Origin of the sequence: Maribacter sp. PR1, from assembly GCF_028464145.1 — a bacterium.
Lineage (GTDB): Bacteria > Bacteroidota > Bacteroidia > Flavobacteriales > Flavobacteriaceae > Maribacter.
The window spans coordinates 598,009-614,337 of the sequence record NZ_JAQPCG010000002.1 but is presented as its reverse complement, the minus strand read 5'-3'; the positions used below and the strand labels follow the sequence as shown (position 1 = coordinate 614,337).

Annotated in this window: 12 protein-coding genes and 1 pseudogene; 4 read left to right on the top strand and 9 right to left on the bottom strand. The window is 37.8% G+C overall.

Features of this window, described 5'->3' with window-relative positions; genetic code table 11:
- Window positions 1-9 precede the first annotated feature (9 nt).
- Together PP182_RS06295 and PP182_RS06290 are read right to left on the bottom strand one after the other, a co-directional pair.
- On the bottom strand, window positions 10-945 hold the full coding sequence (locus PP182_RS06295) for a mevalonate kinase family protein (protein WP_272650486.1): 936 nt from the start codon (window positions 943-945) through the stop codon (window positions 10-12).
- Between the two features lie 144 nt (window positions 946-1,089).
- Window positions 1,090-2,178 carry a diphosphomevalonate/mevalonate 3,5-bisphosphate decarboxylase family protein gene (locus tag PP182_RS06290; RefSeq protein ID WP_272650485.1) on the bottom strand — a complete coding sequence of 363 codons (1,089 nt, stop codon included), beginning with the start codon at window positions 2,176-2,178 and terminating at the stop codon, window positions 1,090-1,092.
- Window positions 2,179-2,259: 81 nt separating this feature from the next.
- On the opposite strand from PP182_RS06290, the gene PP182_RS06285 reads away from it, so the two are divergent.
- The gene (locus PP182_RS06285; RefSeq protein ID WP_272650484.1) at window positions 2,260-2,733 is read left to right on the top strand and encodes a TspO/MBR family protein; all 474 of its coding nucleotides are present in this window, start codon (window positions 2,260-2,262) and stop codon (window positions 2,731-2,733) included.
- On the opposite strand, the gene PP182_RS06280 is transcribed toward PP182_RS06285, so the two are convergent.
- Genes PP182_RS06280 through PP182_RS06250 form a run of 7 tightly spaced genes read right to left on the bottom strand, consistent with a single transcriptional unit; the run spans window position 2,730 to window position 11,171 of the window.
- Window positions 2,730-3,272 carry a DUF1697 domain-containing protein gene (locus PP182_RS06280; protein ID WP_272650483.1) on the bottom strand — a complete coding sequence of 181 codons (543 nt, stop codon included), beginning with the start codon at window positions 3,270-3,272 and terminating at the stop codon, window positions 2,730-2,732. The two genes, PP182_RS06285 and PP182_RS06280, sit on opposite strands and share 4 nt — an antisense overlap.
- Window positions 3,265-4,551, bottom strand: coding sequence for an NAD(P)/FAD-dependent oxidoreductase (locus PP182_RS06275; RefSeq protein ID WP_272650482.1), 1,287 nt, complete (start codon window positions 4,549-4,551; stop codon window positions 3,265-3,267). The genes PP182_RS06280 and PP182_RS06275 overlap by 8 nt, the downstream gene beginning before the upstream one ends.
- The gene (locus tag PP182_RS06270) at window positions 4,551-5,294 is read right to left on the bottom strand and encodes a glycerophosphodiester phosphodiesterase (protein WP_272650481.1); all 744 of its coding nucleotides are present in this window, start codon (window positions 5,292-5,294) and stop codon (window positions 4,551-4,553) included. Before PP182_RS06270 ends, PP182_RS06275 begins: the two co-directional genes overlap by 1 nt.
- A gap of 3 nt (window positions 5,295-5,297) precedes the next feature.
- The gene (locus PP182_RS06265; RefSeq protein ID WP_272650480.1) at window positions 5,298-7,067 is read right to left on the bottom strand and encodes an alpha-amylase family glycosyl hydrolase; all 1,770 of its coding nucleotides are present in this window, start codon (window positions 7,065-7,067) and stop codon (window positions 5,298-5,300) included.
- 56 nt (window positions 7,068-7,123) lie between these two features.
- Window positions 7,124-9,430, bottom strand: coding sequence for a glycoside hydrolase family 65 protein (locus PP182_RS06260; RefSeq protein WP_272650479.1), 2,307 nt, complete (start codon window positions 9,428-9,430; stop codon window positions 7,124-7,126).
- Between the two features lie 57 nt (window positions 9,431-9,487).
- Complete coding sequence (gene pgmB / locus PP182_RS06255; RefSeq protein ID WP_272650478.1) at window positions 9,488-10,141, bottom strand: beta-phosphoglucomutase; 654 nt, start codon at window positions 10,139-10,141, stop codon at window positions 9,488-9,490.
- A 13-nt stretch (window positions 10,142-10,154) separates the two neighbouring features.
- Window positions 10,155-11,171 (bottom strand): LacI family DNA-binding transcriptional regulator, encoded by a 1,017-nt coding sequence (locus tag PP182_RS06250; RefSeq protein WP_272650477.1) that lies wholly within the window; start codon window positions 11,169-11,171, stop codon window positions 10,155-10,157.
- Window positions 11,172-11,536: 365 nt separating this feature from the next.
- Here PP182_RS06250 and PP182_RS21025 point away from each other — a divergent pair, with 365 nt between their 5' ends.
- The 3 genes and pseudogenes from PP182_RS21025 (at window position 11,537) to PP182_RS06240 (ending at window position 16,320) form a co-directional block, all read left to right on the top strand.
- Window positions 11,537-11,713 carry a carboxypeptidase-like regulatory domain-containing protein gene (locus PP182_RS21025; protein WP_330097978.1) on the top strand — a complete coding sequence of 59 codons (177 nt, stop codon included), beginning with the start codon at window positions 11,537-11,539 and terminating at the stop codon, window positions 11,711-11,713.
- Between the two features lie 12 nt (window positions 11,714-11,725).
- A pseudogene (locus tag PP182_RS06245) lies at window positions 11,726-14,668 on the top strand (SusC/RagA family TonB-linked outer membrane protein); the annotation flags it as partial.
- Between the two features lie 20 nt (window positions 14,669-14,688).
- A complete protein-coding gene (locus PP182_RS06240; protein WP_272650476.1) occupies window positions 14,689-16,320 on the top strand; it encodes a RagB/SusD family nutrient uptake outer membrane protein in 1,632 nt (543 codons plus the stop codon).
- Window positions 16,321-16,329 lie beyond the last annotated feature (9 nt).

The window sequence follows — 16,329 nt, the reverse complement described above, 5'->3', positions numbered from 1 at the left end:
TTAGGTGTACTAGAAGTTATAAACCACTTCTAATTTGTAGTCTTTTAATGCCCTTTTTGCCTTCTCAAAATCCTCGGTAAATCCTAAAAAATAACCTCCACCTCCAGAGCCACAGAGTTTTAAATAGTAGTCATTTGATTCGATACCCTGTTTCCAAACCTCATGAAATTTTGTAGGAATCATTGGTTTGAAATTATCCAATACAACGTGGGACAGTTTTTTTAGGTTGCCGAAAAGTGATTTTATATTTCCATTTACAAAATCTTCAACGCACGCATCCGTATGTTTTATAAATTGGTTTTTCAACATATTTCTAAAACCGTCATTTTTCATTTGCTCCATAAAAATCTGAACCATGGGTGCTGTCTCACCAATGGAACCACTATCCAATAAAAATACAGCACCCTTGCCCTCTAAATTTTGTGATGGAATGCTGGTAGACTCTATATTATCCTTACTGTTTATAAGAATTGGAAGGCTTAAATAACTATTCAATGGATCTAATCCAGAAGATTTTCCGTGGAAAAAAGACTCCATTTTACCAAAAATATCTTTTAGGCTTAAAAGTTTATTTCTGGTAAGATTTTCGAGAACCGTAATTTTATCCGTTGCATACTTATCATAGATTGCAGCAACTAAAGCTCCGCTACTTCCAACACCATATCCTTGAGGAATTGAGCTATCAAAGTACATGCCCTCTTCAATATCCTGTTCCATCGATTCAAAATCAAACGAAACCAATTCAGGTTCATTTTTGGAAAGCCCTTTTAAATAGATGGCAAAATCCTTTAATGCCTTATTGGATTTTTTAGCAATCTCAGAATTGTCATTGATTTTCAAGGCCCCTTTAAAAAAATTATAAGGAATGGAAAGCCCTTTAGAGTCTTTGATGATTCCATATTCTCCAAAAAGTAGGATCTTAGAATAAAATAATGGTCCTTTCATTTTTAAATATAAGTCTGTAAGGCGCTACAACTATATAAATATAAGCAACTAAAACACCAATTTCTGGGTTTTCTCTTCAAAAAATTAAGTGTTTTGCTTAAAAATTTACCTTAAAAACGTCAAAATAGTATTTAAAGTATGCTCCTAAACCACTAGTTTTTTAGCTCCCAACCCAATTCTATCACAAATATACTGCTGGTTTTGACAGTATACAACTAACTCATTCACAATAAATTGATTCACCATCTCTTTCTCGTTCTCCGGATATAGTACATGAACATTGGCACCTGCATCCAAAGTAAAGCAAACGTGTGTTCCTGATTTCTCCCTAAATAACCATATTTTATTAATGATTTCCAGGGTATTGGGCTTCATTAGAATAAAGTAAGGGTCACCAGTCATCATAATGGCATGCAAGGTCAATGCCTCGCTTTCAACAATTTTTACAAATCCTGATAAATCCCCCTCCTTTAGAACGGATTTTAATCGAGTTAAGTTCTTATGAGCCTGTTCAAAACGGCGTTCAGCAAATGGGTGTCCATTGACCAAATCGTGACCTGCAGTACTACTTACTTGTTTCTCCCCTTTATCCACCAGCAATATGGTGTCATGAAAATTTTTGAATATAGGATGTACTTCACTTGAATATTTTACTCCATACAAATTAGAACTTTCAGGTATATCCTTATGAAGTCCCCATTCCACTATTGGCCCTTCTAGACTTCTACAAGCACTTCCAGAACCCAAACGGGCCAAAAAAGAAGCTTTTTTCATGAAATATTTTTCTTCTAAATTGGGAAGATGTAGTCGTTCTATTTCCAGGAGACAGAGCGCCAATGCTGCCATACCACTAGCAGAAGATGCAATACCACTGCTATGGGGAAATGAATTGCCTGTCTCAATAACATAATGGTATTCTTTTAAAAAAGGAAAATAAGGTAGTATTCTATCAAAAAAGGTGATGATTTTTGGATTAAAATCGAGCTTGGGCTTCCCTTCAAATAAAAGCTCAAATGAATAATATTTCGTTGGTTTTGGTAGTTTATTAAAGCTGAGTATCGTGGTAGTCGAACATGCACTTAAAGTAAAGCTAATAGATGGATTTGCCGGAATTTGCCCTTCTTTTTTGCCCCAATATTTTACCAAAGCAATGTTACTAGGGGATTTATAGCCAACCTTACCTTCTTTTATTAACTGTAAATATCCAGAAGGGATGAAATCTTTTTCTGTCATTAAAACAACCTTTGTGCAAAGATAGTTTTTAGCCGGAGCAATTAAAATAAATGATTATTTTAGAGCTTGAACACCACCCAGATGAAGAAAAAACTAATGTATGTTTTTATCAGCGTTGCGGTATGCCTGATTATTGGGTTCCTCTCCAGCGTGGTTACACAAAGTTCAGTAAACGATTGGTACCTAACTTTAAACAAGCCAAGCTTTAATCCGCCGAATTGGCTATTTGCGCCAGTATGGACGGTGCTTTACGTGTTAATGGGGGTTTCCGCAGGATGGGTTTGGGCCAAGGGATTTCATCATAAATGGGTTAAGACCGCCTTATATCACTTTGGTTTCCAATTGTTGTTAAACGCGCTTTGGAGTATTGTCTTTTTTGGTCTAAAATCTCCCTTTTGGGCTTTACTGGTTATTCTAGCTTTGTTGGTAATGATACTATTTACCATAAAATGGTTTAAATTAGTTAGTAAGGTAGCCGCGGTTTTATTGATTCCTTATTTGGCATGGGTTTGTTTTGCAACCATCCTAAATTATAAATTATGGGAACTTAATTAATTTATGCCCATTTCTATTAGCTTGTGCATAGTTCTGTAATTCCTAGTCGTCGCATCGACCTTTAACTTTCGTTCTATCATATTGTTATTCAGTTTAGCTTTACCATAGCCGTTCTCACAACATAGGTAGATACAATTATTATTAAATTCCCATTTTTCACTGGGAAATACTTCATTCTTAAAAGCATTTATTTTTTCTAGGCCCGGATTTTGAAACAGAAGTACGAAATAAATCTTATTTACCGCTAAATTATCTCCATCATCGAAAGGATTATTTTTTAAAATTTTCTGTAAATCTTCAACCGACTTTACTAAAACCGGAACATCAAAACCGAAATTTTTCTTAATAGCCTTTTCTATTTGTTCTTCTAATTTTGATATTAATGTACGCTTACTTGTAAAAATGACATTTCCACTTTGTATATAGGTTTTTACCTCCTCCAAACCGATATTGGACATGATGGAACGCAGTTCTACCATAGGTACTTTCTTTTGCCCACTTACATTGATTCCCCTTAAAAAAGCAATGTACCTACTCATTCTCTCCAATTTCACTTAAGCCATTCACGATGCCCTGAGCCGCTATAAACCCTCCGGTCCATGCGTTCTGAAAATTAAAACCACCCGTAATTGCATCTATATTTAAAATTTCACCTGCAAAATATAGATTAGGCTGTATCTTACTTTCGTACGTTTTAAAATTTATGTCTTTTAGATCTACCCCGCCAGCCGTTACAAATTCTTCCTTGAACGTACTTTTTCCATTAACGTGAAACAATCCACTGGTAAGTTGATTCGCTAACTCCTGTAGTTGAATTTTACTGACCTCGGGCCATGTAAGTTTATCACTTATACCTGAAGCACGGACAAGACTGGCCCATAATCTTTTTGGAACATCAACTATCTTAGTTCTAAGGATAGTCTTCTTTTCTACCTGTTTCACCTTCATAAATAGCTCTAGGAGTCCATCTGAATGATACTCTGGCACCCAATTAACTTTAATTCTAAAACTATAGTTATAGGACTCCAGTATTCTAGCGCCCCAAGCCGAGAGCCTTAAAATAGCGGGACCGCTCATTCCCCAATGTGTAATTAACAATGGACCCTCCGCAAAAAGTATCTCACTTTGCGCACTATTCTTCTGATAATTCCTCCGCGACTTTTTTTTGTCCAGTACGGTTACCTCAGCGTAGGTACTTAGACCGGGAATATGCTTTATTCTTTCGTCCTGAATATTGAATGTAAAAAGGGAGGGTACCGGAGTAATTATATTGTGTCCCAACTGCGTCAGCATCTTCCAAACCTTTAAATTACTACCAGTTGCAAGGAGTAATTTTTTTGTTTTAAAAGTTTGGGTAGTTGTAGCAACGTGCCATAATTTTTCATTCTCTTCGGTAAATGGTTCTATCCCGGTAACACTACATAGAAGAAAGGTTTGTACTCCTAACTTTTTAGCTTCTGAAGTCAAACAATTTATGATAGTTTGCGAGGAGTCGGTCGTTGGGAATATTCTACCATCCTCTTCTATTTTTAGGTCAACTCCCCTTTTTTCAAAGAATTCAACGGTATCTCCACTGGCATAGGAATGAAAAGGACCTAAAAGCTCCCTTTCTCCGCGAGGATAGTGAGAAGCGAGTTCTTTTGGTCGGAACTCGGCATGGGTAACATTACACCTTCCCCCTCCAGAAACCTTAACTTTGGCAAGCACTTCCTTCCCGCGTTCTAAAATCGCTATTTTAATTTTTGGTCTTGCCTCTGCGACATGAATAGCTGCATAAAATCCTGCAGCCCCGCCCCCAACAATAACCACATCGTACATTAGTTTATTCTTTCTGGGTAGTTTGTAATAATCCCATCTACATCGATTCTTTTCATGGCGTTAATATCTTCTTCTTCGTTTACCGTCCATACATAAATTTTGAGTCCGGCTTCTCTTATTGTATTAGCAACTTGGAGATTTACATTCTTATAATAGGGGTTGATTGCAACCGCATTCAATTCCTTGGCTATGGGTATAGCTTCCGTTGGGTCTTCTTCGGTAAGAATGGCTAATTTCACGTTTGGGTTAAGCGTTCTCATTTCCCTTAATTCATCCCAATTAAAACTTGAAATAATGAAATTTTCAGCGGACCAGCCTTTGTTTTCTATATAATAAGTCATTATGTGGTTAACACGGTCCGCAGTATTTGCACCTTTCAACTCAATATTCAGTGCAACTTTGTTATCAATTAATTTGAGGACATCTTGAAGCATTGGTATTTTATGTCCACCATCCACAATTAGTTTTTTTAAATCTATATAATTATAATCCTCTATACTTCCTGGACCATTTGTTAGTCTTTCCACGTTTTCATCGTGAAATACTACAATTTCACCACTTTTAACTTTGAACACATCGATTTCTATCATATCCACTCCCAAGTCCATGGCTTTTTGTACGGAAGCCAAGGTGTTTTCTGTCTCATGGCCCATTGCGCCTCTATGGCCGATTATTAGCGGTTTTTTCATATTACAAGAAACTAAAGTTAAACCTGTAATCAAAACTAGTAATACTCTTTTCATATTCTATTGTATTTCAAAAATTAATGATTCCAAAGGAGCAAGATGAATATCTATAAATCCCTCTTTGTTGCTAATTTTTAATTGATTATTCCCCCCGTAAAGCATTTCCTTTAAAACAAACTCCTCATTCTTAAGTTCCCATTCTTCTATCAAGTCGACAGGTAACTTTAATTCAAAAGAAAATGATTCTTGAACATCAAAATTAGCGATTACAATAAGCTTTTGGTTCTTTGACCAACGTACATACGATAAGACCCTATGATTATAGTTTTGGGTAAGTTCCTTATTATAGAAATGAATCTCTCGATAATTGCCCATTAAGGCCTCACTCTTCAAAGTAAAATTTAATACCCTTTTATAAAAATCTCTTAGGCCTCTTTCCTCCGAGCTTAACTGACCTCCATCAAACTTTTTATCGTTTACCCAACGTTGGTGATTCGGAACTCCAACATAATCGAATATCGATGTCCTCGACGGACTTCCAAAGCCTGGGTTCTCGGCCGCCGGCTCACCCACTTCTTGTCCAAAATAAATCATTGTGGGAGAGGTACTTATGGTTGCAGAAACCACCATTGCAGGTTTGGCTATTTCGGCCTTGCCAACAAACTCCGGACTTGCAATTCTTTGTTCGTCATGGTTTTCCAGAAAATGGAGCATATGATGTTCAATATCCTTTAGTCCATTTTGTACTACTGGTATATGATCGGACCAACCGTAACCTTTCATGATATGCTTAAGACCATCATAAAAATCTACCTTATCGTACAAGTAATCCATCTTACCTTTGTGAATAAAAGTTCTATACAAATCTGGGTTATAGACCTCGGCCATTAAAAAGGTGTCTTCATTTTTCATTTTGATGGATGAATTCATAAAGCTCCAGAATTCTACAGGAACCATCTCGGCCATATCGTACCGAAAGCCATCTACACCTAAATCCAACCAAAACAAGGCTATATCCCTAAACTTAATCCAAGAATTAGGAACCTCTTTGTGCTTCCAAAAATTAAAGTGTTCTTTGTAGTCCCGTTCTCCAAAATCATAAGGTAGAAGGTCAAAATCTATTTCTCCATCTGGGCGAACCCCATAATTTATGCGTACCGTTTCGTACCAGTCGTTCATATCAGGCTTGGGACTTCTAGCACCGTTACCGGTCCACTTTGCCGGTTTCTCCTCAAGTGTCCCTATGGCCTTATGATTTTCACCTCCCAAAGGCTGGTAGCCGTCATGCCAATCTGGAACCTGAAATACAGAATTAGGGATATAATAGAAATTGTTGTCCTTTTTATATTCCAGACTGGTATCATCGTGTACTCCAAAACCAGAAACCCCTTCCGGATTAGAAATACCCTCATAATTTCTTGCAACATGATTAGGTACAATATCTATAATTACCCTAATTCCGTGCTTATGAGTTCTATCGATTAGTGCCTTGAAATCCTCTAGCCGTTTGGCCGGGTCTGTCGCCAAGTCAGGGTTCACATTGTAATAATCCTTTACAGCATAGGGAGAACCTGCGCGCCCTTTCACTACATTTGCATCATCATTGGAAATGCCAAAATCCGTATAATCCCTTATAACGGCATGATGAGGAACTCCTGTATACCAAATATGCGAAATTCCTAAATCCTTAATTTCAGCCAAGGCCTTATCGCTAAAATCCGCAAACTTACCCACCCCATTTTCCTCAATGGTTCCCCATGGTTTGTTTGTAGTGTTGGTATTACCAAACAGTCTTGTGAAAACATGATAGATTACAATCTTCCCTTTCATTTTTAAATCTCTTTTTCCTGAGATAAAGCGATAACACTTGATTCTTTTAAGACCATCTATCCTACAGTCAATTTATTATTAGGTAACAGCTCCCTTTGCTTTCCTTTTACCATGATTAGAATTCCTTTTTCCCCGGTCATTTCAAAGGTTACTTCATCCGCAGAAACTTTTACTTTTATAATTCTATTTCTAAAATTGACTTTGAATGAATATGCATTCCATTGCTCAGGTATTCTGGGATTAAAAGAAAGTTGGTCATTAATCACCCTCATTTCACCAAAACCTTCCACGATACTCATCCAAGTGCCAGCCATGGAGGTAATGTGAAGACCCTCCTCGACCTCTTTATTATAATCATCCAAGTCTAACCTTGATGTTCTTAGATAAAATTGATAGGCTTGATCCATTCTTCCCAACTTAGCTGCCTGAATACTGTGTACACAAGGTGATAATGATGACTCATGTACGGTAAAAGGCTCATAGAAATCAAAATGCTTTTCCAATTCTTCTGTAGAAAAATTATCTTCGAAGAAATAGAATCCTTGCAATACATCGGCCTGCTTGATATAGGGCGACCTTAAAATTCTATCCCAACTCCATTTTTGGTTGATGGGTCTTTCCGTCTTGTTCAGGTCACTTACCTTGACCAAATCTTTATCCAAAAACCCATCTTGTTGTAAAAAGACCTTGTATTCATCCGAATATGGAAAATACATATTGTCCGCTACTTTTTTCCAGGCCTCGCATTCTGTTGGTGTAAGATTTGTCTTCCCTACAACTCTTTTATAATCATTAGGATATCCTTCTTTTACACGGCCGAGTTGTTCTATTGCGAAATTGATACACCATTGTGCCAAGTAATTGGTATACCAATTATTATTGACGTTGTTTTCATATTCGTTGGGGCCCGTAACCCCTAAAATGACATACTTTTTCTTGTGACCTGAAAAATTGGCTCTTTGATGCCAAAACCTAGCGATACCTATAAGGACCTCTAGCCCCATTTCCGGGATGTAACTATAATCACCGGTATATCGATAATAGTTATATATAGCGAAGGCTATGGCACCATTCCTATGAATTTCCTCAAAGGTTATTTCCCATTCGTTATGGCATTCCTCGCCGTTCATGGTTACCATGGGATAAAGTGCTGCACCATTCGAAAATCCAAGTTTTTGCGCATTTACAATGGCCTTTTCTAGGTGATTGTATCTATATTTTAATAATTTTCTAGCAACCTTTTCGTCCTTGGTCGCCATATAAAATGGAATGCAATACGCTTCCGTATCCCAATAGGTACTCCCGCCATACTTTTCTCCCGTAAAACCTTTTGGGCCAATATTCAATCTAGAATCGGTTCCTAGATAGGTTTGGTTCAGTTGAAAAATATTGAATCGAATACCTTGTTGTGCTTTGATATCACCTTCAATTACGATATCGCTCATTTCCCATATGTTGGCCCAGGCCTGTTTTTGTTCTTCCAACAATCCTTTAAAACCAAGAATCGAAGCTTGGTCCAATGCTTGGTTGGCAGCGCTTACCAATTCTCCTTCGTCATGATTACGAGATACTGTATATCCTCCGAATTTTACAAGTGTTAGATCTTCTCCCCTTTTAATTTTCTGGGAAAATTTCATGGATATGAAGTTTTCCTGAGATTCTTCCAACTTGCCTTGAATTGATTTCCCATTATAATCTAAACTTGCCTGCATAAAGGCACAGGTCTTAAAGTTGGTCTTCATTGTATGCGCCTCTATAAAGGCACGGTTCCCTGAAGTTGACACATTCGTCGTATTCCAGAATTTATCATCCCAATTACTATCTTCATTGGTAATGCCACTGTCTAAATATGGAACAAAAGAAACTTCCGCATCACTGTTCGGCAATGTTAGTTTAAATTCGATAGCCCCGACCTCATCCAATTTCAAACTTAGAAAGCGGGTTACCTCGACCTTTATTTCAATAGTATTGGGCAAGACAGCACTAAAAGTTCTTTTGTGCCAGCCCTCTTTCATGTTCAATTCACGTTTATATCCAGAAACCTTAGTACAAGTAGCCAAGTCGAATTCATGGCCATTTACGAATACTTTTATACCTATCCAATTGGGAGCATTCAACACTTTGGCAAAATATTCTGGATATCCATTTTTCCACCAGCCAACACGGGTTTTATCCGGATAATAAACTCCCGCAATATAGCTTCCCTGGAAAGTTTCACCTGTATAGGTCTCTTCAAAGTTTGCTCGCTGTCCCATGGCACCATTGCCCAGACTGAATAAACTTTCGGAAGCCTTTACATGTTGCTTATCAAAACCCTCTTCTATTATGGACCATTCGTCGGCTTGTATATAATCCTGATTCATAGTTGTCGGATAAATATTGTTTAATGTAATTGGATTAAAATAGGAATAAGTAAAGAACTATTGAATAAGGCTATCCAAAAATTCGTTTGAAATTTCTGTAAAATCCGTAAAATTATAATTTGCTTCCCGTAAAGTTTTTGGGTCTCCAATACCAATACTAGTCATATCTGCTAGGTTGGCCGCCTGTATTCCTGCTACGGCATCCTCGAAAACAACACATTTGTTTGCGACCACTCCCAAATTTTTCGAAGCTATTAAAAAAACTTCAGGGTCGGGTTTGGCTTTAGTAACATTATTCCCATCTACTATGCTATCAAAATAGGATAGTAGTCCCACTTTTTCTAATATCGGTTTGGCATTTTTACTAGCTGAACCCAATGCCATAGGTACGTTTCTTTCATTAAAATATCGTAACACCCTTGGCACATCCGGTAAAATTTCCGAAGCATCCATCTTTTCTATATAGGATAAATAATCCTCGTTTTTTTCAATCATCCATTGATCAAATTGACTTTGGGAAGCATCAATATTGCCAATGTCGAGCAAAATTTCCAAACAACATTTTCTACTCACCCCCTTAAACAATTCATTTTGTTCTTGTGTAAATTCGAACCCCAGCTCATTGGCCAGTTTTTTCCATGCGAGATAGTGATATTTCGCAGTATCCACGATTACACCGTCCAGATCAAAAATAATTCCCTCTTTCTCCATGGCGGCAAAAATACTAATTGATGGTAGAACCACGTTGAATCAGCGTAGCAGAAATGACCTCCGTCTTAAAATTTCCTTCCAAATCGTTCTCAATACGGTCAATAAGCAGTTTTGCAGCCATTTCACCCATCCTTTCACCGTGTTGTGCTACCGTGGTTAATTTTGGAACGGAGTATTTGGACAAGATTCCGTTAGTAAATCCAATAAACCCAACATCTAGTGGAACTTTTTTTCCTTGACGCTGAACTATATCCATACATTGAATGGCAAAGATTTCATTCACGCACAAAACAGCATCTATTTCATTTTCATCAAAGAATTTGGAAATAACAAAATCATCAGCTTTTTCGTAAGGCAGCGTTAAAATTAATTTTTCATTAAATTCAATTCCATTTCGCTTTAATGCCTTTTCATAGCCTTTTGCCCGATTGGTACTAACATTGAAATATCTTTCGGTAGTTACTAATGCTATGTTTCTTTTCCCTGATTTAATCATGGAAAAGACTGCTTGATATGCAATTTCCTCATCATTGATAACCACTTTATCACATAGGACATCATCCGTAACCCTATCAAATAATACAAGGGGAATTCCCTGATTCAATACCTCATTCAAGTGATTGTAATCATTTTTCTCCTGGGTTTCTGCGGATAAGGACATTATAAAGCCATCTATACTCCCGTTGGCCAGTAGCTCCATATTCAAAACCTCTTTTTCAAATGACTCATCCGAAACGCAAATCATTACATTGTACCCCCTCTTACCCGCATAATGTTCAATCCCCCTAAAAACCGTTGTAAAAAAATGATGGACAATGTCAGGTATAATGACCCCAATATTCTTAGTCTTCTTGTTCTTTAGGCTTAGTGCAATATTATTGGGCCTATAATTATAAAGTTTTGCAAAAGCCTGAATTTTATCCTTGGTATCCCTACTAATTTCCTCACTATTCTTTAAAGCTTTGGAAACGGTTGAGACAGATACCTCCAATTCCTTTGCTATTTGTTTTAATGTAACTCTCTTTTTCAATTTTCTATAACTAAGTAGTCATTAATTTGAAATATGTGGTGAAATTTAGTCAAAAAATGACTAAAAAAACCTTGGGAAGGTTTAGTGTTAAAGATTTAACTTAAATTAATAAAACAACAATAAAACATTAAGGAAAATTAAAATCCTTATATTTGCCAAAATTGCAAATTCACATTTTAGGCTTAGTATTTTTACGAATTGACCAAAGTGACGTTGTTTTAATTTAGAATTCCAAAAGACTACCTAAAGTTATTAACACGAAAACGGTTTCGTAACTATATATTAGATTCTATACGTGTGTTTTTGACATTTTTACATATTTTTAACTCTTGAAATTAATTAAACTCAACTTAAATTAACTATTTATGAAGATTACGCTACTAAAAAGCCTAGTTATTCTTGGGGCACTTTTGTCTTTTGGAGTAGCACAGGCACAAGAAGTTTCCGGTACCGTTTCCGATGCTTCTGGCCCCTTGCCCGGCGCAAGTGTTTTGGAAAAGGGAACAACAAACGGTACACAGACTGATTTTGACGGAAACTAAACCCTTTCGGTTAGTGAAGACGCCGTTATAGTCGTAAGCTATATTGGTTACAAAACACAAGAAGTGTCTGTAGACGGAAGAACAACAATTAATTTCACTTTGGAAGAAGATGCTGAGGCTTTGGAAGAAGTAGTAATTATTGGTTATGGTACTACAACCGTAAAGGATGCGACTGGATCGGTATCCGCTGTAACTTCCGAGGATTTCAACGGTGGTAATATAGCTTCACCAGAACAATTAATACAAGGTAAAACTGCTGGTGTTAATATTCAGCAAACTACGGGTGAACCCGGAGCAGGTATTCAAATTAACATTAGAGGTGCAAACTCGGTTAGAGCAAACAACAACCCTTTATTTGTTGTAGACGGTGTTCCGCTATTTGGAGAAAGTACTGAAGCCGTTGGGTCCAACGCAGGTGGAACAGGAAGTGGACAAGTAGGTAACCCATTAAACTTCTTAAACCCTAATGATATCGAAAGTATGAGTATCTTAAAGGATGCCTCTGCAACCGCTATTTATGGTTCTCGTGGTGCCAATGGTGTCGTTATAATAACTACCAAAAGTGGAAAAGGAGCTTCTCAAGGATCTTTCGAATTTTCTACTAATTTAAGTGTTGCGCAGCCTGTTCGGTTGTTTGACTTATTGGATAGAGACGAATTTTTAACGGCTTTACCAGATTACGGTGCTGATCCTGCTGCTAACGATTTTGGGTCAAGTACAGATTGGCAAGAGGCTATCTTTAGATCGGCCGCCTCTACCAATAATAACCTTTCCTATTCTAACAACTACGGTTCTGGTAATGTGAGAGCCACTTTTGGTTATTCCAAACAATTTGGTACCATTGAGAAGTCAGAATTCGAAAGAATCACAGGTAGACTAAACTTAAATCAAAGGTTTTTAGATGACAAATTGTTGTTTACGCTACAATCTTCAATTTCTAGGGTTAATAAATCCCAACCTCCTATTAATTCTGGAGCAGGCGTAGAAGGAGATCTTTTGGGAGCTTCGTATTCCGCGAACCCCACTTGGCCGCTTAGCCCAACCTTTCAACCTCCGGGCAGTATTTCTAGAAACCCACTTAACCTTTTACTTGAGTCGCAAAACATAAGTAATACGGACAGGTTCTTATTAAATGGTTCCGTAGAATACAAGTTTACTCCCGAAATTTCAGCTAAAGTAAATGCAGGTTACGATAAATCCAATAGTGAAAACGTATCTGTACAGTCAGCCAATAATATTAATTATCCAGGAATTAGTGATATTGGTTTTGGTACATTCTACACCTTGGATAGAGACAATAAAACCTTGGAAACAACGGTTAACTATAATAAGGAGTTTGAAAACTCCAACTTAGATGTTGTTGTCGGTTATGCCTACCAGGATTTTAGGACGCAAGGACGTAACACTACCGGTAGAGGATTCAGCACTACGGACCTCAATCAAATGGGAGACGATTTGGTAAGCTCAGTTGAAGGTGCCGAAAGTACGATTGATGGTTCGTTCCAACAATTTTACTATGCAACTAACACTACAGATTTAGTAGTAAATCGTTTATTTCCATCTTCAACAACCGATAATGTCGCCTATGCATTTGATAGAAGAGTAGATGCGGTTACTGCTGATACATTTGATAATACGGATGAACTACAATCCTTTTTTGGAAGGATTAACTATAGCTTAAATAGTAAATATCTATTTACGGCTACTATGAGAGCTGATGGATCTTCAAGATTTGGACCAGAGAATCAATACGGTTACTTCCCTTCTGGTGCTTTTGCATGGCAAATAGGAGAAGAAGATTTTATCGGTGAAAATATCTCCACTCTAAAACTTAGGTTAAGTGCAGGTTTAACCGGTAACCAAGCTGGACTGGGATATGGTAACTTTGTAGCAAGACAACGTTATGGAGGACTAGGCAGTAACAATGATGCAGTAGTTCAACAAAATGGTTTGGCCATCGTAGCCGCTGACAACCCAGAATTAAAATGGGAAAGTACATTGGACTTTAACGTAGGATTGGACTTCGGATTTAACAGTGACCGATTGAACGGTAGCATAGATTTTTATCGTAGAGACACGAAAGATTTATTGCTAAGAACTCCTCCAGCATTTCCTGCAATAACGCCTTTCCAGTTTGGTAATGTGGATGCGAGTATCATAAATCAAGGTATAGAATTTGCCATAGGGTATGACTTTATTCAACAAGAAGACCTAAATTTCTCGGCCAATTTCAATATTGCCTATAACCAAAATGAAATCCAAGATTTCGCAGGTGCCATCAATACAGGGCCAATTAATGGGCCTGGTTTAACTGGTGCTTTCGCCCAACGTTTTGAAGCTGGCCAGTCCTTATTCTCCTATTACATGGCTATTTTTGAAGGTTTTGACAGCACTGGAAACCCTGTGTATACAGATGTTGACGGTAATGGGGTTGGAGATCCTGATGTGGATAAAACATTTGTTGGAGAGGATGCATTACCCGATATTACAAGTGGACTTTCCCTAAACTTAAGATATAAGAATTGGGATGTAGCTACCTTTTTTACGGGCCAATTTGGTTTCTCTGTATATAACAACACGGCAAACTCTTTCTTTAATGCCGGTCAGTTAGGTACAGCAAGAAACGTAACACAAGATGTACTTGCCTTGGGCGAAGATCCAGGAGCATCTACGGCAGTTTCTAGCAGATTCTTGGAAAAAGGTGATTTCGTAAGATTCCAAAACGCGTCCATAGGATATAAGGTGCCTTTATCTGGTGAAGGCGCATTAAAAAGTTTAAGATTATCCCTGACGGGACAAAACTTGTTCTTAATCACAGATTATAGTGGAATTGACCCAGAAGTGACTGTAAATACAGGTAATTTAAATGCTTCAGAAATTCCAAGTAGGGGTATCGATTTTATGACATTCCCTAACCCGCGTACATTTACATTCGGAATTAACGCTTCATTTTAATTAAAAAAATTGTTTACATTATGAAAAAAGTTCAATTAAAAATTTATTTAACCAGTTTCCTTTTAGGTCTGGGCTTCGTGTCCTGTACCGATTTGGAAATTGAGGAAACGGATTCCTTCATAAGTGAAGGATTTCAAGGGCTCGAAAATCCTGCTTCAGCACTCGAAGCACTTTATGGTGATGTCAGAGGACAACTTGCTGATCAAGCTAACACCTATGCACTTTTAGAAGTGACTACGGATGCCCAAATTATACCCACTAGGGGTGCGGATTGGGGGGACAATGGTCGTTGGAGAAAATTACACCAACACGAGTGGGGTCTTGAAGAGTCAGATGTTATTACACCATTTGAGCAATGGAATAAAAACCAATTGTCTGCTTCACAAATTTTGGATGAAAGAAGTAATTCGCCAGAAGACGTAAAACTTGAGGCACGTTTCCTTAGAGCCTATGCCATGTGGAGAATTCTAGACCTTTATGGTCAAATACCATTTAGGGATACGAGTTTACCCTCCACGGCATTACCAGAAGTTCTATCCGGGCAAGCAGCTGTTGATTTCATTTTAGCTGACCTGGATACTTGTATTTCAGGATTACCTGTACTCACAGGAAATTCCGGTGATGAACTTCTAAGACCAGGAAAAGCGGCCGCTAGATTCTTAAAAGCCAAAATTCTTTTGAACAAACATATTTATGTCAACCAACTTACGGGAGGCGGAGGATCTCCTGACGCAGGTGATATGGCCCAAGTCATTTCCTTGGTAGACGCTATTACGGCTGATGGGTATGCATTAGAAGATGATTATTTTGAAATCTTTAAGGAATCTGCAGATAGTGAAACTATTTGGTTTACGGAGTCCAACGTTCAAAATGTGATTTATGCCCCAATGCACTTGAACCAATATGGTCTTGCCGGTGGTGGTGGCTGGAATGGATTTAGCACATTGGCTGAATACTACGATTTATTTGAAGGTGACCCTGAAAGTAATAGAGTAGAAACAGATCTTACCCCCTTGGATGGACAAGAGGAAAGACGTGGTGGTGTTCCGCCAGAAGGACTTTCTTTTACTGGTAGGGAATTTACGGAAGATGCGGAAGGTTATGAATTTGGTTCCAATGTTGGTTTTGGGTTTTTGGTCAACCAACAATATGACTTGGATGGATCCAAATTACAGGATAGACAAGGTGTAGATTTAGCTTTTACCAGAGAATTTGTTGATGGTACTGGATCTACTAACCTAATTAATAACAGTGAAAGAACAGGTATTCGTATTATAAAGTACAATCCTCGTTTCGGTGAAACTACGTTACATAAAGTTCAATTTAGATACGCAGATGCCTATCTGATGAAAGCCGAAGCCATGTTTAGAACCGGTGGTGACCCTACGGAGATGATTAACACCCTTCGTGTTATAAGAGATGCTAACCCCCTAGGTTCCGTAAGCGAAAGTGATATCCTTGATGAAAGGGGAAGAGAACTATATACCGAAGGTTGGAGAAGAGGAGATCTTATTCGTTTTGGAGAATACCTTAGAGCTTGGCAGTTTAAAAATGATGGAGAAATTGGAAACGAGAAGAGATTGTTATTCCCTATTCCGTTACCTCAACTTTTGGCCAATCCTAATTTGGTACAGAATCCAGGTTACGAATAGTAGTTCTAT